The organism is Streptomyces sp. NEAU-W12, from assembly GCF_026242095.1.
Lineage (GTDB): Bacteria > Actinomycetota > Actinomycetes > Streptomycetales > Streptomycetaceae > Streptomyces.
Genome location: NZ_JAPJDM010000015.1, coordinates 1 through 18,696, shown reverse-complemented (window position 1 = coordinate 18,696; position 18,696 = coordinate 1). Strand labels below are relative to the sequence as shown.

Here is an 18,696-nt window from a genome sequence, read left to right as displayed (position 1 = left end):
GGTCACATCGCGAGAGGGGTGCTGAGGGCCGGGGTGGTTCAGGCGTCGAACGGACGCGCAGGCCACGGCGCCTCGGCCGGACGCAGCGCGTCGAGCCCGTCCTGCTCCCGCGCGGCGACGAGCGAAAGCACGCCCACCACCAGGCAGTTGTTGTGCAGTTCGCCGGCCAGCACCCCGCGGACCAGGTCCGCGACCGGCACCCGGGCCAGTTCCATGTCCGCCTCTTCGTCCTCGACCTCGAAGCGGTCGCCCTCGGCCTCGGACAGCCCCCGGGCCAGGAAGATCCGTACGGCCTCGTCGCAGCCGCCGGCGGTGGTGTAGACGTCGGTCAGCACCCGCCAGTCCTCGGCCTTGACGTGCGCCTCCTCGTACAGCTCCCGCTGGGCGGCGTGCAGCGGGTTCTCGCCGGGGACGTCGAGCAGACCGGCCGGGATCTCCCACAGCTTGTGGCGCACGGGGTGGCGGTACTGGCGCAGCACCAGGACGCGGTCGGCGGCGTCGAGGGCGAGGACGGCGACGGACCCGGGGTGGACCTGGTAGTCGCGGTGGACCACGGTCCCGTCGGGCATGACCACGTCGTCGGTGCGCACGGAGGTCTTGTTGCCGACGAAGGGCGTCCTGGTCGCCCGGACCTCCCACTCCTCCGGGGTGTCCTTGATGGTCGTTCCGGTCATTGCGGTCCTTCCCAGACGTGCGGGCGTACGGGCGCGCGGCGGCGGCCGGGACGCACCCCGATCGGGGGTTTCGCGCCCCGGCAACCGTACAACTGGTGTGTTACCTCGAGATCTTCCGCTCGACCGCGGCCCTGACGAGGCCCGCGAACAGCGGGTGCGGACGCGTCGGACGCGAGCGCAGCTCCGGGTGCGCCTGGGTCGCGACCAGGTACGGGTGGACCTCGCGCGGGTACTCGACGTACTCGACGAGCTTGCCGTCCGGGGAGGTGCCGGAGAAGACGATGCCGGCCTTCTTCTCCAGCTCCGCGCGGTAGGCGTTGTTCACCTCGTAGCGGTGCCGGTGGCGCTCCTCGACGTACTCCTTGCCGTCGTACACCTCGCGCACGATCGAGCCCTCGGCCAGCTTGGCCGGGTACATGCCGAGCCGCATCGTGCCGCCCATGTCGCCGTCACCGGCGACGATGTCGAGCTGTTCGGCCATGGTGGAGATGACCGGGTGGGAGGTGGCCGGGTCGAACTCGGTGGAGTTGGCGTCGGAGATGCCCGCGAGGTTGCGGGCCGCGTCGATCACGATGCACTGCAGGCCGAGACAGAGGCCGAGCAGCGGGATCCGGTTCTCGCGCGCGTAGCGGATCGCGCCGACCTTGCCGAGCACCCCGCGGTCCCCGAAGCCGCCGGGGATGCAGATGGCGTCGACGTCACCGAGCTGTGCCTGGGCGCCGGACGGGGTCTTGCAGTCGTCGGAGGTGACCCACTTGATCTTCACCCGGGCCCGGTTGGCGAAGCCGCCCGCGCGCAGCGCCTCGGTGACCGAGAGGTAGGCGTCGGGCAGGTCGATGTACTTGCCGACCAGGGCGAGGGTGATCTCGTGGTCGGGGTTGTGGACCCGGTCGAGCAGGTCGTCCCAGGTCGTCCAGTCCACGTCCCGGAAGGGCAGGTCCAGCTTGCGCACGACGTAGGCGTCCAGACCCTCGGTGTGCACGACCTTCGGGATGTCGTAGATCGAGCGGGCGTCGGGGCAGGCGACCACGGCGGCCTCGTCGACGTCGCACATCAGCGAGATCTTCCGCTTGATCGCGGTCGGCACCTCGCGGTCGCAGCGCAGCACGATCGCGTCCGGCTGGATGCCGATGTTGCGCAGCGCCGCGACCGAGTGCTGGGTGGGCTTCGTCTTCAGCTCGCCCGAGGGACCGATGTAGGGCAGGAGCGAGATGTGGACGACGAACACGTTGTCGCGGCCGACCTCGTGCCGCACCTGGCGGACGGTCTCCAGGAACGGCAGCGACTCGATGTCGCCGACCGTGCCGCCGACCTCGGTGATCACGACGTCGACCTCGTCCGTCGCCATGCGGCGGATGCGGTGCTTGATCTCGTTGGTGATGTGCGGGATGACCTGCACGGTGTCGCCCAGGTACTCGCCGCGGCGCTCCTTGGCGATCACGGTGGAGTAGACCTGGCCCGTGGTGACGTTGGCGGAGCCGTCCAGGTCACGGTCGAGGAAGCGCTCGTAGTGCCCGATGTCCAGGTCGGTCTCGGCGCCGTCGTTGGTGACGAAGACCTCACCGTGCTGGAAGGGGTTCATCGTGCCGGGGTCGACGTTGAGATAGGGGTCGAGCTTCTGCATGACGACGCGCAGACCGCGGGCCTTGAGCAGCATGCCGAGGCTGGAGGCCGTCAGACCCTTGCCGAGCGAGGATGCGACACCCCCGGTGACGAAGATGTGCTTGGTCGTCGTGGATTTTGGCATGGCCAAGAGGGGGCTCCCGTGGTCGCGGTCTGAGGGTGCGGGGCGGCCGCCTGCCGGAAAACTCCGACGGCGCCGTCGCTGCGGTTCGGGGGTGCCCTTTTCGGATTTCCCCTCCAAAGAAGGGGCCCACCGGTCCACGGGCTACCAGCGTATCAGCGCCGCGGGACATCGACGTCCGGGCACGCTCCGCACATGCGCGGGCACACGTCCGTGACCTGTCACACGTCTCTCACCCCGTGGTCACCCGTTCGGAGGGGGCGCATTGGCCGGAGCGGCACACAGACCCCCCACGTGCGTCGTATCCTGCTCGGACACCCGCTGCCGAGCCCGGCCGGCCGAACGGCACCACCCCCGCCCGTCACACCGGAACAACGCAAGCTCGTCAGTTCGTTGAGCAACAATGGGCACTTTGCATTCGCGGCTGAGTGACTGCTTTGCTTCATCGCTCAACGACGCATTACGTATCTGACTAACCCCTTGACCGCACCAGCGACAACCCCCTCGTGGGGTGACGTGGCCGTTCGACTGGAGTTGCACGTGGCCGGGCGCATCGAAGACTACGCACTCATCGGAGACATGCAGACCGCCGCCCTGGTCTGCCGGGACGGCACAGTCGACTGGCTGTGCCTGCCCCGCTTCGACTCGCACGCCATCTTCGCCGGCCTGCTGGGCACCGAAGAACACGGCTTCTGGCGGATCGGCCCGGCGCACGCCTCCGACGCCCCGCCGCCGGCTGCGACCCGGCGCGGCTACCGCGGCGACTCGCTGGTCCTGGAGTCCGAGTGGGACACCGGGCGCGGCACGGTCCGGGTGACCGACTTCATGCCCCCGCGCGACGGCGCGCCGCAGCTCATCCGCATCGTGGAGGGCGTCTCGGGCCGCGTGCCGATGCGCTCCACCCTCCGGATGCGTTTCTCCTACGGCCGGGTGGTGCCGTGGGTGCACAAGCACGAGGGGCGCACGGTCGCGGTCGCGGGCCCGGACTCCGTGTGGTTCGACACATCCGCCGACACGTACGGCAAGTCGCTGACGACCTACTCGGACTTCACGGTGGCCCCGGGTGACCGGATCGCCTTCACCCTGTCGTGGCAGCCCTCGCACAAGGAGCCCCCGGCGCTGCCGGAGCCGGAGCATTCGCTGGAGGCGACGGAGGACTTCTGGCGGGAGTGGGTGGAGCACTGCACGTACCACGGCCCCTACCGCGAGGCCGTGGTCCGCTCCCTGATCACGCTGAAGGCGCTCACCTACGCCCCGACCGGCGGCATCGTCGCCGCGCCGACCACCTCCCTGCCGGAGGACATCGGCGGCGTCCGCAACTGGGACTACCGCTACACCTGGCTGCGGGACGCGGCGATCACCCTGTCCTCGCTGCTGCGCACCGGCTATCGCGAGGAGGCCCGCGCCTGGCGCGAGTGGCTGCTGCGCGCGGTGGCGGGCGACCCGGAGAACCTGCAGATCATGTACGGCATCGCCGGTGAGCGCGAGCTCGGCGAGGCGGAGCTGGACTGGCTTCCCGGTTACGAGAACTCGGCCCCGGTCCGGGTGGGCAACGGCGCGGCGCACCAGCTCCAGCTGGATGTGTACGGCGAGGTCACCGAGGCCCTGCACCTGGCCCACATGACGGGCCTGGCCCGCAACGACTACGCGTCCCTGCTCCAGCTGAAGCTGATCCGCTACCTGGAGAAGCACTGGCAGGAGCCGGACGAGGGCATCTGGGAGGTCCGCGGCCCGCGCCGCCACTTCGTGCACTCCAAGGTGATGGCGTGGGTCGCCGTCGACCGCACCATCAAGCTCATCGAGTCCGGCGACGCGCACGGCCCCCTGGAGCAGTGGAAGGGGCTGCGCGACGACATCCACCGGGACGTGTGCGAGAAGGGCTACGACAAGGAACGCAACACGTTCACGCAGTCGTACGGCTCGAAGGAACTGGACGCCTCGCTGCTGCTGATCCCGCAGATGGGTTTCCTGCCGCCGGACGACAAGCGGGTGATCGGCACCATCGAGGCGATCCAGCGCGAGCTGTCCACGCCGGACGGCTTCATCCTGCGCTATCCGACGGAGGGCGCGGACGAGGGCGTCGACGGGCTGCCGGGCGACGAGGGCGCGTTCCTCGCCTGCTCGTTCTGGATGGCCGACGACCTGGCGATGATCGGCCGGGTGGACGAGGCCCGCAGGCTGTTCGAGAAGCTGCTCTCCCTGCGCAACGACCTGGGCCTGCTCGCCGAGGAGTGGGACCCGGTCGGGCAGCGTCAGGTCGGCAACTTCCCGCAGGCCTTCAGCCACGTCCCCCTCATCGACACCGCTCTGCGTCTGACGGCCTCGGGGGCGTACGGGGGCTGAGCCTGTCGGGTGTGGGGTCGGGCGCGGGTCCGGGTTCGCGCCGGCGGTTTCAGCTCGTCGGATCCGATCAGGTCAGCGGCCGTGGTTGCGTCAACTCGTCGTAGACGCTGAGGACCTGGGCCACCGCCTCGTCCTCCGTCGGCCATCCGGCCGCCTGCCGGGCGCCCTTGGCCCGGAGTTCCTCCTGACGTCCGGGGTCGCCGAGCAGCCGTACGACGGCGTCGGCGAGGGCACGCGCGTTGCGGTACGGGACGAGTTCGGCTGCGTCGCCGACGAGTTCGGGGACGCCGCCGGTGTCGGCCGCGACGAGTGGCACGCGCGCGTGGAGGGCCTGCTGGGCGAGGACGGAGCGCCCCTCCCACCGGCTCGGCAGCAGCGCGAGGTCGGCGGCCTCCAGCAGCTCGGTGATGTCGTCGCGTCGTCCGACGAGCCGGACCGGCAGGTCCTCGTCCGTGATCCGGCGCTGGAGTTCACCGCGCAGCGGCCCCTCCCCCGCGACGGCGACCAGCGGCTGGGGGTCGAGGCGGCGCCATCCGTGCGTGGCGTCGAGCAGCGTGTGGTGGCCGCGGTTGCGTTCGAGGGCGCCGACGGCGATCAGCAACGGGCGGCCGATGGCGCCGAGTTCGGCCAGGAGTTTGGGCCGTGACCCGTCCGGGTCGCCCGTCTTCGGGGCGGTGCGCGGCCCGGGGAAGGCGACGGCCGCCAGCCGCGCGTCCCGCGCTCCTGTCCGGCGTGCCCGCTCGACCAGGGCGGAGGTGGTTCCGAGCACCACGGTGGCCGCCCTGACGACCCGTCGCTCCATCAGCCACAGGACGTGCGCACGGGCACCTTCGGCGTGCGGCCGGTCGTGCCAGGTGACGGTCAGCGGGGTGCGCCGCCCGCCGAGGGCGAGCACGGTCCGGAAGGAGGCGTGCAGGCCGTGCGCGTGCACCAGGTCGGCGTCCGCGCACGCCGCCCGCAGCGCGGACACCGAGCCGGGGTCGCTGCTGCGCGGCACGTGCACATGGTCGGCGCCGGCGCCGGTGAAGTCGTAGGTGTGCTCGGCCTCGGTGGGAGCGCACACCGTGACCCGCACGCCCCGCGCGACGAGCCCCGCGGCCAGCGAGCGCACGTGGGCACCGGCCGCGGCGTTGCCGCCGCCCAGCACCTGGACGGTGCGCAGCGGCGACTGGCCGTGCGGTGAGTGGCTGCTCACGGGGGTCACGTGGCCGGGCTCCTGGTTCGGGTCGGGTGGTCCCGAAGAACGTACAGAAGGACCGTGCGGAGAGGATGGACCGCACGGCCTCCTACGCATGCTCGGTCAAGCATGCCAGGAAGCAAGGGAATTCCGGCAACGACCGGATCGACCACCCGCAGCGGAGTGGACGCAAACGCCACCCGTACGAGTGACAAAGTACGTCCTGTCGGCCGACACGGCCCGGTGGACGGCCGGGCGAACTCCGACGCCCTCGAGCCGCCCTTCAGCCGTCCGCGCGGGCCGTCTCCAGTAGTTCCTCCGCGTGGGCGCGGGCCGTCTCCGAGTCCTCCTGGCCGGCCAGCATCCGCGACAGTTCCCGGATCCGGTCCTCTCCTTCGAGTACCTTCACACCGGACCGGGTGACCGTCCCGTCGTGCGTCTTCGCCACCAGCAACTGCCGGTCCGCGAAGGCGGCCACCTGCGGCAGATGGGTGACGACCACGACCTGTGCGCTCTTCGCCAGTTTGGCGAGCCGCCGTCCGATCTCGACGGCCGCCCTGCCGCCGACACCGGCGTCGACCTCGTCGAACAGGTACGTCGGCACCGGGTCCGTCCCGGCGAACACGACCTCCACGGCCAGCATCACGCGCGACAGCTCACCGCCGGACGCGCCCTTGGCGATGGGCCGGGGCGGCGCCCCGGGGTGCGGGGCGAGCAGCAGCTCGACCTCGTCGACGCCCGACGGCCCGTGGGCGACCGTGCGCCCGCCGGCCTCGACACCGTCCGGGTCCTCGGTCTGCCGGATGTCGAACGACACGCGCGCGTGGGGCATGGCGAGGGAGGCCAGCTCCGCGGTGACGGCGGCCGCGAAGCGCTCCGCGGCCTCGGTGCGCGCCTGGGAGAGCGTCTGCGCCAGCCCGCCCAGTTCGGCGCGCAGGCCGTCGCGTTCGGCGATGAGTTGCCCGATCCGCTCGTCGTCGCCCTCCAGGTCCGTGAGGCGCGCCGCGCTCTCCTCGGCCCAGGCCAGCACGGCGGCGATGTCCGGACCGTACTTGCGGGTGAGCCCGGTGAGCGCGGCCCGGCGTTCCTCCACCGCCGCCAGCCGCAGCGGATCGGCGTCCAGGTCGTCCGCGTACCCGGCGAGGTCCCCGGCGACGTCACGCAGCAGGATGCCGACCTCACCGATCCGGTCGGTGAGCGCGGCCAGCGCCGGATCGTGCGCCCGCACGGCCTCCAGGGCCCGCTGGGCGCCCGCGACGAGCGTTCCCGCGTCGACGCCCTCGAGGTCCTCCGGGTTGCCGGCGAGAGCGGCGTGCGCGACGGACGCGGCGGACGCCAGGGCCTCGGCGTGCCCGAGCCTCTCGGCCTCCTCGGCCAGTTCCACGTCCTCTCCGGCCCGGGGCTCCACCGCGGCGATCTCGTCGAGCCCGAAGCGCAGCAGATCGGCCTCCTGGGCCCGTTCACGCGCGCGGGTGGTGATCTCCTCGAGTTCCGTGGCGACGGCCCTCAGCCGCTTGTACGCCTCCGTGTACTTGGCGAGCGGTCCGGCGACCGCGTCCCCCGCGTACCGGTCGAGCGCCTGCCGCTGCCGGGACTGCTTCAGCAGCCCCTGCTGGTCGGTCTGCCCGTGCACGGCCACCAGGTCGTCGGCGAGTTCGGCGAGCAGCCCGACGGGCACGCTCCGCCCGCCGAGGTGCGCCCGGGAGCGCCCCTCGGCGGAGACGGTACGGCTGATCAACAGCGCCCCGTCGTCGAGCTCGGCTCCCGCCTCCCCCGCGCGCGCGGCGGCCGCGGCGCCCTCGGGCACGGTGATCCGCCCCTCGACGACCGCGCTTCTGGCGCCGATCCGCACCAGGGCCGCGTCCGCCCTTCCACCCAGCAGCAGCCCGAGGCTGGTGACCACCATGGTCTTGCCCGCGCCCGTCTCACCGGTGACGGCGGTGAAGCCGGGTGACAGCTCGACCACGGCGTCGTCGATGACTCCGAGCGACCGTATCCGCATCTCCTCCAACACGTCCCAGACCTTACGAGGTTTTCCTCGCCCTGTCCGACGCCACCCCCGCCCGTACGGGAATGCGGAAGGTCTGCACCCCGAGCGGGACCAGGGACGGAGGCGGACGCGCGGGCTAGTGCGGGGCTCCCCGCCATCCCGAGACCGGCAGCGCGAACTTCGCCACCAGCCGGTCCGTGAACGAGGCGTGATGCAGCCGGGCCAGCCGGACCGGGACGGCGCCGCGCCGGACCTCCACCCGCGCGCCGGCCGGCAGTTCCACGGTCCGCCGTCCGTCGCACCACAGCACGCCGGGCGGGACGTGCGGCAGCATTTCCACCGCGAGCACCGAGTCCGGCGAGGTCACCAGTGGCTTGGCGAACAGGGCGTGCGCGCTGATCGGCACCATCAGCAGCGCCTCGACCTCGGGCCACACGACAGGTCCGCCGGCGGAGAACGCGTATGCTGTCGATCCGGTCGGGGTGGCGCACACGATGCCGTCGCAGCCGAAACCGGTCACCGGACGCCCGTCGATCTCCAGCACGACCTCCAGCATCCGCTCGGCGGACACCTTCTGCACGGCCGCCTCGTTCAGCGCCCAGTCCGTGTGCACGATGGTGCCGTTCTTGTGCACGACGACGTCGACGGTCATCCGTTCCTCGACCTCGTACGCCTTGCTCACCACCCGGTCGACGACCTTGTCGAGGTCGTCCCGTTCGGCCTCGGCGAGGAAGCCGACGCTGCCGAGGTTCACGCCGAGCATCGGCACCCCCGAGGCACGGGCGAACTCCGCGCCGCGCAGCAGCGTGCCGTCACCGCCGAGCACGATCAGCAGTTCGCAGTCGTCGAGGCACTCGGGGGTGGCCTCCTTGACGGTCCCCACCTCGTCCGGCAGCGGCAGGTCCCGCGCCTCGGCCTCCAGCACCCGCACCCCCAGCCCGGAAGCCAGCAGTCCTTTGACCACCAGCTCCGCGCTGCGGATGGCCGCGGGGCGGCCGGTGTGGGCGAGCAGGAAAACAGTACGAGCTCGGTTCGGTGTCAACGCGGCCCCTCCGCCACTGCACGGTCGACGTCGGCCGGGTCCAGTTCCAAGGCCCCCGCCCGCAGCCAGAGAAAGTATTCGACGTTCCCCGAGGGTCCGGGCAGCGGACTCGCGGTCACGCCCCTGGCCCCCAGTCCCAGCTCCCAGGCCCTGGCGGCCACTGTCCGCACGGCCTCGGCGCGCAGCTGCGGGCTGCGTACGACGCCGCCGCTGCCCAGCCGCTCCCTGCCCACCTCGAACTGCGGCTTGACCATCATCACCAGGTCGGCGTCCGGCCGCACGCACCGTTTCAGGGCGGGCAGGACCAGCCCGAGCGGGATGAAGGACAGATCCCCCACGACAAGATCCACAGGCTCCCCATCGATTGCCTCGAGCGTCAACTCCCTGACATTCGTACGGTCCTTGACGGTGACGCGTTCATCGTTGCGGAGAGACCAGGCGAGTTGTCCGTATCCGACGTCCACGGCGACCACGTGGGCGGCCCCGGCCCGGAGCAGGACGTCGGTGAAACCCCCGGTCGAGGCACCGGCGTCCAGCGCCCGCCGTCCCGGGACGACCAGACCCTGCGGCACGAACGCCTCGAACGCGCCGGCGAGCTTGTGGCCGCCGCGCGACACGTAGTCCGGGTCGCCGGCGTCCTCGGCGACGAGGATCGCGGCGGCGGTCTCCACCTGGGTGGCGGGCTTGGTCGCGACGGTCTTGCCGACACTGACCCGCCCGGCGGCGATCAGCTGGCCGGCGTGCTCACGCGACCGGGCGAGCTTCCGGCGGACCAGCTCCGCGTCGAGACGGCGGCGTGCGACTCCTGCCACGTTCGGTTCAGCTCCCCTGTCGGTACGTAGGTGCGGGAGGGGGCCCCGGAGGTTCCGGGCGGGCGTCGAGCGCGGTGAGCGCGTCGCGCAGCCCCCGGTGCACATCTTCGTACACCTCGACATGGCCGTCCGTGGTGAGGTGGTCGGCATCGGCCAGCCGCTCCAGCCGCGCGTCCACCTCGGCGTTGCCGGTGGGGGCGCGGGGGACGTTCAGGGGCGCGGGGGCGGCGGGGGCGTATCCGGGCGCGGCCCGGAGGACGTCGTCGGCCGTCGGTGCGGCGTGCTCCGCCTGCGGGGGCGGCTGCGGCGCGCTCCCCGGCGGGGGTACTGCGTCGTTCATGCCCCGACGCTACCGCGAACCGTTGGGGTACCGTCGTCCGCGATGGCCACGATCGAGGAGTGCCGTGCCGCACTCGACAAACTGTCCGACTCCGTACAGCGTGCCGAGGGCGACGTGCGCACGGCGGCGGCGATGGACCGCTCGGTCAGCTGTCACATCACCGACCTGGACGTGACCTTCGCCGGCCGGCTCACCGGCGGGCGGATCGAGGTGCACGACACGCTGGAGGGCCCTCCGCGCGAGCGGGCGCAGATCCGGCTCGCCATGCGGGGGGACGACCTGCTGGCCCTGGTCGACGGCGAGCTGCACTTCGCCAGGGCCTGGGGATCGGGCCGGGTGAGACTGGAGGCCGGTCTGCGCGACCTGTTCCGTCTCAGGAAGCTTCTCTAGCGCCCACCGCGGCCGCGGCCTGCTCGCCCGGGTTCTGCCTGCCGGTGTCCCGCTTCGCCGCGGTCCGCGCTTTGCGGGCGGCCGGCACGATCAGGGGCGTCCCCGTCTCGGGGTCGTCGATGACCTGGCAGCTCAGGCCGAAGACCTGCTCGACCAGCCCGGCGGTGACGATCTCCTTCGGCGCGCCCTGCGCGATGACCTTCCCGTCGCGCAGCGCGATGAGGTGGGTGGCGTAGCGGGCGGCGTGGTTGAGGTCGTGCAGGACGGCGACGAGGGTGCGGCCCTGCTCCTCGTGCAGTTCCGCGCACAGGTCCAGTACGTCGATCTGGTGCTGGATGTCGAGATAGGTCGTCGGCTCGTCGAGCAGCAGCAGCGGGGTCTCCTGGGCGAGCGCCATGGCGATCCACACGCGCTGCCGCTGCCCGCCGGAGAGTTCGTCGACATGCCGTTCCCCCAGGTCCGCGATGCCGGTCCGGGCCATCGCCTCCTGGACGACCCGCTCGTCCTCGGTGGACCACTGGCGCAGGATGCCCTGATGCGGGTACCGGCCGCGCCCCACCAGGTCGGCGACCGTGATCCCGTCGGGCGCGATCGAGGACTGGGGCAGCAGTCCGAGGGTGCGGGCGACCTTCTTCGCGGGCATCGACTGGATGACCTGACCGTCCAGCAGCACCCGCCCCCGGCTGGGCTTCAGCATCCGTGACAGCGCCCGCAGGAGTGTCGACTTGCCGCAGGCGTTCGGACCGACGATCACGGTGAAGGAGTTGTCCGGTATCTCCACCGACAACTGCTCGGCGATGACCCGCTGGTCGTAGGCGAGGGTGACGTCCTCTGCGGACAGTCGGTTCACGGTGCTCCTTCGGTTGTTCGGCCCGCCGGTCTGCGGGTCGGCCGGTCCGTCGGCCGGTCCGTGGACGGTTCGCGTCATATCCGGCCCGCCCTGCGCTCGGTGACCAGCAGCCAGAGCAGGTAGACACCGCCGAGCACACCGGTGACCACGCCCACGGGCAACTGCTCGGCGCCGAAGGCCCGCTGCGAGACCCAGTCGGCGCTCACCAGCAGGGCTGCGCCCATGCACATCGACGGCATGAGGTTCGGCCCGGGCGAGCGGGTCAGACGCCGGGCGAGCTGCGGCGCGGTGAGCGCGACGAAGCCGACCGGCCCGGAGGCCGCAGTCGCCGAAGCGGTGAGCAGGACCGCGGACAGCATCAGCACCATCCGTACGCGCTCCACCCGGACTCCGAGGGCGTACGACACGTCGTCGCCCATCTCCATCATCCTGAGCCCGCGGGAGTGGGCGAGGACCAGCGGTACGAGGACGGCGCACAGCGCGAGCAGGGGCCGGACCTGGTCCCAGTCACGGCCGTCGAGGGAACCGGTCATCCAGACGACCGCCCGGGCCGCGTCCACGATGTCGGACTTGGTGAGCAGGTAGCCGTTGACCGCGGTGACGATCGCGGAGACACCGATACCGACCAGGACCAGCCGGTATCCGTGCACCCCCCGCTTCCAGGCGAGCGCGTAGAGGGCGAACCCGGTCACCAGTCCGCCCGCCAGGGCGCCGAGGGCGACCTGCTGGGCCGTTCCGGAGAACAGCACGATCACCACGAGCGCACCGGCCGTGGCGCCCTGGCCCAGGCCGAGGATGTCCGGGCTGCCCAGCGGATTGCGGGAGACGGACTGGAACAGCGCGCCGGCGAGACCGAGCGAGGCGCCGGCGAGGAGCCCCACCAGGACCCGCGGCAGCCGCAGTTCGGTGACGATGAACTCCTGGCCCGGGTCACCCTCGCTCAGCAGGGTCCGGACCACGTCGGCGGCGGGTATCGGGAAGTCCCCGGTGCCGATCAGCACCACGCTCGCGGTGAGCGCCACGAGCAGCAGCAGCACTCCGACGACGAGGGCGCGCGCGTCCACCCGGAGCGAGAGGCCGCCCGGGGTGCGCACAGCACGGTTGGTCTTCACAGCTGGGCCGTCCTCCGGCGTCGTACGAGATAGATGAACACCGGGCCGCCGATGATCGCGGTGACGATGCCGACCTGGAGCTCCGCGGGCCGGGCCAGGACGCGGCCGATGACATCGGCGCCGAGCAGCAGCACGGGCGACAGGAGCGCCGCGTACGGCAGGATCCAGCGCAGGTCGGGTCCGGTGAACGAGCGTACGGCGTGCGGCACCATCAGGCCGACGAAGGCGATCGGCCCGCAGGCGGCCGTCGCGGCCCCGCACAGCAGCGTCGCGGCGAGCATGGCCGTCCCTCGCGTGCGGTTCAGGTTGGCGCCGAGGGCCCTGGCCGTGTCGTCGCCCATGGCCATGGCGTTCAGCGGCCGGGCGAGCAGCAGCGCCAGCACGAAGCCGAGCAGCAGGAACGGCAGCACCTGCTGGATGGCCGCACTGTTCGCCGAGGCCAGCGATCCGACCGTCCAGAAGCGCATCCTGCCCAGGGCCGCCTCGTCGAGGATCATGACCGCTTGGAGATAGCCGAACAGCGCGGCGGTGATCGCGGTGCCGGCGAGCACCAGGCGCACGGGGGTCGCGCCCCGGCTGCCGCCGAGGAACCACACCAGCGCCCCGACCGCCGCGGCTCCGAAGAACGCGAACCACACATAACCGGAGGGCGAGGTGACGCCGAAGAAGGTGATGGCCGTGACGACGGCCGCGGACGCGCCCGCGTTGATGCCGAGCAGTCCCGGATCGGCCAGCGGATTACGGGTCAGGGCCTGGAGCACCGCTCCCGCCAGACCGAGCGCGGCACCGGCCAGCGCACCGAGGACGGTGCGTGACAACCGGTCGGCGACGACCGCGTCGCCGTAGCTGCCCGAATCCTCGAACAGGCCGTGCCAGACCTGTTGCAGGGACAGGTCCTTCGCCCCGATCGCGAGACTCGCCACGGCTACGGCCGCCAGGATCACGGCGGAGAGGAGCAGACCCAGGACACGGAGCAGCGCCCGGCGGTTCGGATGCGCGGGGGCGGTCTCCGCGCGCTGTTCAGGGGGACTCTCGACCAACACGCAGTTAGGTTAGCCTACCCTCCTATTCGATCACGATTCCCGGATTCCCAGGCCCCCGGGCCGGCCTCCGGGGCCGGCACCCCTCACAGCTCCAGCCGTGCCAGCGCCTTCCCGCCGTCCAGCTCGCACACGCCGTCACCCGCCGCTGTCCACGCCGCCGCGCACAGCGCCCGCAGACCGTCCTCAGCCGTTCCCTCCCCGTCCAGCTCCAGGTACTCGCCGGCTGCCGTGGCCGTCCAGCCACCGCACCGGAACCCACCGCCGTCCACCGCGACGACCTCCGGCTGCCCGGTGAGCATGCCGCGCAGATCGGCGTCGACGAAGGTGGGCCGGTGCTGCGGCGGCGCGGCCAGCAGCTGCGCCCCGTCGGTCACACCCGTGAGCACCAGCAGTGAGTCGACACCACCGTTGAACGCGCCCTCGATGTCCGTGTCCAGCCGGTCGCCCACCACCAGCGGCCGCTCGGCGCCCGTCCGCAGGATCGTCTCGCGGTGCATCGGCGGCAGCGGCTTGCCCGCCACCTGCGGCTCGGCGCCGGTGGCGATCCGCACGACCTCCACCGCCGCCCCGTTGCCCGGTGCGATGCCCCGGCCGCTGGGAATCGTCAGATCCGTGTTGGACGCGAACCACGGCACCCCGCGCGCGATCGCGTAACTCGCCTCCGCGAACCGGCCCCACGGGAAGTCGGGCCCGCCGTACCCCTGCACCACCGCCGCCGGGTCGTCGTCCGCCGACTCCACCGGCGTCAGCCCGCGCTCGCTCAGCGCCACCCGCAGGCCCTCTCCGCCGATCACCAGCACCCTGGCCCCCGGCGGCATCTGCTCGCTCACCAGCCGCGCGACCGCCTGCGCCGACGTGATCACATCGCCGGCCTCCGTCGGTATCCCCAGTTCCGTCAGATGCGCGGCGACGGTGTCCGGCGTGCGCAGGGCGTTGTTCGTCACGTACGCCAGGTGCATGCCCCCGGCGCGGGCCGTGGCCAGCGACGCGGCCGCGTGGACGATCGCCTTCCCTCCCGCGTACACCACACCGTCGAGATCGAGCAGCGCCGTGTCGTACGCCTCGCTCAGGGCCTGCCCACTGCCCTCGGGCCTCGTCCTGACGCTCCGGCTCATGGTGCATCGCTCCTCGTTCGACGGCTTTCCCCGATCATCCCCCATGCCACTGCCCCCCGTACGATGCCTGGATGAAGACTGCAGGTCCCTCGGAAGCGAAGGCGCGCCGAGGCCTGGAACTCACCCCGTTCCAAGGCCTTCGTTACGACCCCGACCGGGTCGGCAGCCTGGCCGCCGTGACATCCCCGCCGTACGACGTCGTCGTCCGCCCCGACGGTCTGCATCACCTGCAGTCCGCGGACCCGTACAACATCGTCCGGCTGATCCTGCCCGAGGCCGGTACCCCGGAGGCCCGCAACGCCCAGGCCGCCGACACGCTGAACCGCTGGCGGGCCGAGGGCGTCCTGACCACGGACCCCCTACCCGGCTTCTACGTCTACGAACAGCGCGACGGCGACGGCCTGCTGCAACGCGGAATCATCGGCACCCTGCGCGTGTCGGACCCCGACGAGCAACTGGTCCTGCCGCACGAGGACGTCATGCCGCACATCGTCGCCGACCGGGCGGCCCTGATGCTGGCCACCTCGGCGAACCTCGAGCCCCTGCTGCTGACCTACCCCGGCGACGGCTCGACAGCCGCCACCGCCGACCTGATCGAGCGCACGGCCAAGATGCCCCCCGTCCTCGCGACCACCACGGAGGACGGCTTCCACCACCGCCTGTGGTCCCTCACCGACCCCGAGGACCTGGCGACCGTCCGGACCGACCTGGCCGGCCAGCAGGCGCTCATCGCCGACGGCCACCACCGCTGGGCCACCTACCGCCGCCTGCGCGCGCAGCACCCCTCCCCCAGCCCCTGGGACCACGGCCTGGTGCTCCTCGTCGACACCACCCGCTACCCGCTGCGCGTCCGCGCCATCCACCGCCTGCTGCACGGCCTGCCCGTCGCGGACGCGTTGGCCGCCCTCCACGGCCTGTTCCGGGTCCGCCGCGTGGACGCCGCGCTGCCGCAGGCCATGGAGGCACTGGCCGAGGCCGCGTGCACGGGCAACGCGTTCCTCCTGGCCGGCGACGGCGCCTTCCACCTCGTCGACCGCCCGGACCCGGATCTGCTGGCCCGTACGGTCCCCACCGACCGTCCGGAGGCCTGGCGCACCCTGGACGCGACGGTCCTGCACTCCACGCTCCTGGACCAGGTGTGGCACATCCCCGAGGACTCCCCGGCCCACATCGCCTACATCCACGACACGGCCGCGACCGTCGAGAAGGCGGAACGCGACGGCGGTACGGCGGTGCTGATGCATCCGGTCCGCGAGGAGGTCGTCCGCGACCTCGCCCGCCAGGGCGTGACGATGCCCCGCAAGTCGACGTCCTTCGGACCCAAGCCGGCATCGGGCCTGGTGCTACGCGCGTTCGACGGCTGACGCCTCGCTGGAGACACACGAAGGGGCGGGATTCCCGGTCCACCGGCCGGGAATTCCGCCCCTTCGTCGCATCCGACGTCCAGCCGTTCCGTCGTTCAGGCGTCAGTCCTTGTCGACGTCGGTCTCGGCCCTTTCGGTCCCGGACTCTTCGGCGTCGCCCTCGTCCGTTTCGTCGTCCGTTTCGTCGTCCAGATCCGCGTGCACGTCCTCGGCCCCTGCCTCGTCGACCGAGGTGTCGGATCCGGCATCGGCTTCGTCATGCTCGTCGAGCGCGTCCATGAACTCCACGCCGTCCATCTCGGCCAGCCGGTCCGACGCGTCGGTACTGCCGTCCCGGTCGGCCTCCACGGCCTTCGCGAACCACTCCCGTGCCTCACCCGCCCGTCCGGCGGCGAGAAGCGCGTCGGCGTACGCGTACCGCAGCCGCGCCGTCCACGGCTGCACGGACTGGGACGCCAGCTCGGAGCTCTGGAGCGTCACGATGGCGGCGTCCAGCTGCCCCATGTCGCGCCGCGCACCGGCCGCGACGAGCCGCATCTCCACCTGCCCGGCCTTGTCCAGCTTCTGCACCTCGGGCGCGCCGGCCATGTCCAGTGCCTTCTCCGGCCGCCCGAGCCCACGCTCGCAGTCGGCCATGAGGGGCCACAGCTCCGTGGTGCCGGTCATCCGCCGCGCCGCCCGGAACTCGGCCAGTGCCTCGGAGTACTTCTGACTGGCGTACGCGGCGAACCCGGCGGCCTCCCGTACGGCTGCGACGCGCGACGCCAGCCGCAGCGCCACCTTGGAATAGCCGTACGCGCCCTCGGGGTCCTCGTCGATCAGCCGGGCGACCATCACGAGGTTCTTGGCGACATCCTCCGCGAGCGTCTTGGGCAGGCTCTGCAGCTCCTGTCGTACGTCCTTGTCGATCTCCTCGCCCGTGACGTCCTCGGGGATCGGCAGCCGCTTGATCGGTTCCCGGTCCCGCTCCCGCTCCTCACGGAACCGGCCGCCGCCCTGCCGGTCGTCACGCCCACGGAACCCGCCGGGCCGCCCGCCCCGGTCGTCACGGCCACGGAAGCCACCGCGTTCACCGCCACGGTTGTCGTCGCGTCCTCGGTAACCACCGCGCTCGCCACCACGGCTGTCCTCACGACGGAATCCGCCACGGTCACCACCACGGCTGTCCTCACGACGGAACCCACCGCGGTCACCACCACGGCTGTCCTCACGGCCACGGAAACCGCCCCGCTCACCACGGTCGTCACCACGCCGGTCATCGCGGCGATCGTCACGACGTCCGTAGCCACGATTGTCGTCGCGCCCCGGGTAACCACCGCGCTCGCCACCACGGCTGTCGTCACCACGTCGGTCATCCCGCCGATCGTCACGACGGAACCCGCCACGGTCACCACCACGGCTGTCCTCACGACGGAAACCGCCACGGTCACCACCACGGCTGTCCTCACGGCCACGGAAACCGCCCCGCTCACCACGGTCGTCACCACGCCGGTCATCGCGGCGATCGTCACGACGTCCGTAGCCACGATTGTCGTCGCGCCCCGAGTAACCACCGCGCTCGCCACCACGGCTGTCGTCACCACGTCGGTCATCCCGCCGATCGTCACGACGGAACCCGCCACGGTCACCACCACGGCTGTCCTCACGACGGAACCCGCCACGGTCACCACCACGGCTGTCCTCACGACGGAACCCGCCACGGTCACCACCACGGCTGTCCTCACGACGGAACCCGCCGCGGTCACCACCACGGCTGTCCTCACGACGGAACCCGCCGCGGTCACCACCACGGCTGTCCTCACGACGGAACCCGCCGCGGTCACCACCACGGCTGTCCTCACGACGGAACCCGCCACGGTCACCACCACGGCTGTCGTCGCGTCCCCGGTAACCACCGCGCTCGCCACCACGGCTGTCGTCACCACGCCGGTCATCCCGCCGATCGTCACGACGTCCGTGTCCCCGATCGTCATCACGGCGGAAGCCGGAACGCTCACGTCCACCGTCAGGGCGATCGTCCCTACGCTCGTCCCTGCCCCGGTAACCGCCGCGCTCGCCGCCCCGGTTGTCACCGCGATTGTCGTCCCGACCACGGAACCCGCCACGCTCCGGCCGACCGGCACCTCGGTCGTCGCGACGGTCGTCCCGACGGAACCCACGGTCGCCGTCGCTGGGTCGTCGTGGGCCGGCGCCCCGCTGGTTACCTCGGTCCGAACGATCACCACTGTCCCGTCGCCGCTGGTCGCGCTCCGGTCGGTCGTCGGGAGAGTTGGGGGACATGGGTGACTCCTGTCTTCGGTACCGCAAGCATCCTCGCGCAGCCGGATATCCGGCGCGCTCCAGAAAATACAAAAGGACCCCTGGTCCCAGCTGAACGCTGGTGACCAGAGGTCCTTCCAAAGATTGTTCGGCGGCGTCCTACTCTCCCACAGGGTCCCCCCTGCAGTACCATCGGCGCTGTAAGGCTTAGCTTCCGGGTTCGGAATGTAACCGGGCGTTTCCCCTACGCTATGACCACCGAAACACTATGAAACAGACAACCGCACCGCACCCCGCCGGCACACCGACGGAATACGGGGTTGTTCGTGGTTTCAGAACCAACACAGTGGACGCGAGCAACTGAGGACAAGCCCTCGGCCTATTAGTACCGGTCAACTCCACACGTTACCGTGCTTCCATATCCGGCCTATCAACCCAGTC

General features: G+C 71.6%; 15 protein-coding genes, 2 rRNA genes and 1 pseudogene. 3 read left to right on the top strand and 15 right to left on the bottom strand.

The features are described 5' to 3' along the window. Positions 1-38: 38 nt before the first annotated feature. On the bottom strand, positions 39-674 hold the full coding sequence (locus tag ORI94_RS19865) for an NUDIX domain-containing protein (protein ID WP_266077427.1): 636 nt from the start codon (positions 672-674) through the stop codon (positions 39-41). Positions 675-774: 100 nt separating this feature from the next. Beyond that, positions 775-2,421: a CTP synthase gene (locus ORI94_RS19860; RefSeq protein ID WP_266077425.1), complete on the bottom strand. Its 1,647-nt coding sequence runs from the start codon at positions 2,419-2,421 to the stop codon at positions 775-777. 537 nt (positions 2,422-2,958) lie between these two features. Here ORI94_RS19860 and ORI94_RS19855 point away from each other — a divergent pair. Continuing rightward, the gene (locus tag ORI94_RS19855; protein WP_266077423.1) at positions 2,959-4,761 is read left to right on the top strand and encodes a glycoside hydrolase family 15 protein; all 1,803 of its coding nucleotides are present in this window, start codon (positions 2,959-2,961) and stop codon (positions 4,759-4,761) included. 67 nt (positions 4,762-4,828) lie between these two features. Here the strand turns inward: ORI94_RS19855 and ORI94_RS19850 are convergent, their stop codons facing one another. From ORI94_RS19850 to ORI94_RS19830, 5 genes are all read right to left on the bottom strand, one after another. Then, the gene (locus ORI94_RS19850) at positions 4,829-5,965 is read right to left on the bottom strand and encodes a glycosyltransferase family 4 protein (protein WP_266077421.1); all 1,137 of its coding nucleotides are present in this window, start codon (positions 5,963-5,965) and stop codon (positions 4,829-4,831) included. Between the two features lie 256 nt (positions 5,966-6,221). Next, positions 6,222-7,940 carry a DNA repair protein RecN gene (gene recN / locus ORI94_RS19845; RefSeq protein WP_266077704.1) on the bottom strand — a complete coding sequence of 573 codons (1,719 nt, stop codon included), beginning with the start codon at positions 7,938-7,940 and terminating at the stop codon, positions 6,222-6,224. A gap of 124 nt (positions 7,941-8,064) precedes the next feature. Next, complete coding sequence (locus ORI94_RS19840) at positions 8,065-8,970, bottom strand: NAD kinase (protein WP_042168779.1); 906 nt, start codon at positions 8,968-8,970, stop codon at positions 8,065-8,067. Next, positions 8,967-9,782 carry a TlyA family RNA methyltransferase gene (locus ORI94_RS19835; RefSeq protein WP_266077415.1) on the bottom strand — a complete coding sequence of 272 codons (816 nt, stop codon included), beginning with the start codon at positions 9,780-9,782 and terminating at the stop codon, positions 8,967-8,969. Before ORI94_RS19835 ends, ORI94_RS19840 begins: the two co-directional genes overlap by 4 nt. 7 nt (positions 9,783-9,789) lie before the next feature. Next, on the bottom strand, positions 9,790-10,122 hold the full coding sequence (locus ORI94_RS19830; RefSeq protein ID WP_266077413.1) for a hypothetical protein: 333 nt from the start codon (positions 10,120-10,122) through the stop codon (positions 9,790-9,792). A 42-nt stretch (positions 10,123-10,164) separates the two neighbouring features. On the opposite strand from ORI94_RS19830, the gene ORI94_RS19825 reads away from it, so the two are divergent. Continuing rightward, positions 10,165-10,512 (top strand): sterol-binding protein, encoded by a 348-nt coding sequence (locus tag ORI94_RS19825; protein ID WP_266077411.1) that lies wholly within the window; start codon positions 10,165-10,167, stop codon positions 10,510-10,512. On the opposite strand, the gene ORI94_RS19820 is transcribed toward ORI94_RS19825, so the two are convergent. From ORI94_RS19820 to ORI94_RS19805, 4 genes are all read right to left on the bottom strand, one after another. Then, positions 10,496-11,440, bottom strand: coding sequence for an ABC transporter ATP-binding protein (locus ORI94_RS19820; protein WP_416237857.1), 945 nt, complete (start codon positions 11,438-11,440; stop codon positions 10,496-10,498). The two genes, ORI94_RS19825 and ORI94_RS19820, sit on opposite strands and share 17 nt — an antisense overlap. Beyond that, the gene (locus tag ORI94_RS19815; protein ID WP_266077407.1) at positions 11,437-12,474 is read right to left on the bottom strand and encodes a FecCD family ABC transporter permease; all 1,038 of its coding nucleotides are present in this window, start codon (positions 12,472-12,474) and stop codon (positions 11,437-11,439) included. Before ORI94_RS19815 ends, ORI94_RS19820 begins: the two co-directional genes overlap by 4 nt. Beyond that, entirely contained in the window at positions 12,471-13,517 is a 1,047-nt protein-coding gene (locus ORI94_RS19810; protein ID WP_266077405.1) for a FecCD family ABC transporter permease, read from the bottom strand. The genes ORI94_RS19815 and ORI94_RS19810 overlap by 4 nt, the downstream gene beginning before the upstream one ends. Before the next feature lie 83 nt (positions 13,518-13,600). Then, positions 13,601-14,632, bottom strand: coding sequence for an HAD-IIA family hydrolase (locus ORI94_RS19805; protein WP_266077403.1), 1,032 nt, complete (start codon positions 14,630-14,632; stop codon positions 13,601-13,603). Positions 14,633-14,703: 71 nt separating this feature from the next. Here ORI94_RS19805 and ORI94_RS19800 point away from each other — a divergent pair, with 71 nt between their 5' ends. After that, positions 14,704-15,996, top strand: coding sequence for a DUF1015 domain-containing protein (locus ORI94_RS19800; RefSeq protein WP_266077401.1), 1,293 nt, complete (start codon positions 14,704-14,706; stop codon positions 15,994-15,996). Between the two features lie 102 nt (positions 15,997-16,098). Here ORI94_RS19800 and ORI94_RS19795 read toward each other — a convergent pair whose 3' ends face one another. The 4 genes and pseudogenes from ORI94_RS19795 to ORI94_RS19780 all read right to left on the bottom strand — a co-directional run. Further along, a complete protein-coding gene (locus ORI94_RS19795) occupies positions 16,099-16,938 on the bottom strand; it encodes a tetratricopeptide repeat protein (RefSeq protein ID WP_266077702.1) in 840 nt (279 codons plus the stop codon). Between the two features lie 405 nt (positions 16,939-17,343). Continuing rightward, positions 17,344-18,303 (bottom strand): annotated as a pseudogene (locus ORI94_RS19790) (hypothetical protein); the annotation flags it as partial. A 98-nt stretch (positions 18,304-18,401) separates the two neighbouring features. Next, positions 18,402-18,518 (bottom strand): 5S ribosomal RNA (gene rrf, locus ORI94_RS19785). 99 nt (positions 18,519-18,617) lie between these two features. Beyond that, positions 18,618-18,696 (bottom strand): 23S ribosomal RNA (locus tag ORI94_RS19780); the annotation flags it as partial.

What these genes read in the sequence shown, in the direction of transcription:
- ORI94_RS19865 (WP_266077427.1), bottom strand. Translation starts at nt 674, where the DNA reads ATGACCGGAACGACCATCAAGGACACCCCGGAGGAGTGGGAGGTCCGG.
- ORI94_RS19860 (WP_266077425.1), bottom strand. Translation starts at nt 2,421, where the DNA reads ATGCCAAAATCCACGACGACCAAGCACATCTTCGTCACCGGGGGTGTC.
- recN (WP_266077704.1), bottom strand. Translation starts at nt 7,940, where the DNA reads ATGCGGATACGGTCGCTCGGAGTCATCGACGACGCCGTGGTCGAGCTG.
- ORI94_RS19830 (WP_266077413.1), bottom strand. Translation starts at nt 10,122, where the DNA reads ATGAACGACGCAGTACCCCCGCCGGGGAGCGCGCCGCAGCCGCCCCCG.
- ORI94_RS19825 (WP_266077411.1), top strand. Translation starts at nt 10,165, where the DNA reads ATGGCCACGATCGAGGAGTGCCGTGCCGCACTCGACAAACTGTCCGAC.
- ORI94_RS19820 (WP_416237857.1), bottom strand. Translation starts at nt 11,440, where the DNA reads ATGACGCGAACCGTCCACGGACCGGCCGACGGACCGGCCGACCCGCAG.
- ORI94_RS19805 (WP_266077403.1), bottom strand. Translation starts at nt 14,632, where the DNA reads ATGAGCCGGAGCGTCAGGACGAGGCCCGAGGGCAGTGGGCAGGCCCTG.
- ORI94_RS19800 (WP_266077401.1), top strand. Translation starts at nt 14,704, where the DNA reads ATGAAGACTGCAGGTCCCTCGGAAGCGAAGGCGCGCCGAGGCCTGGAA.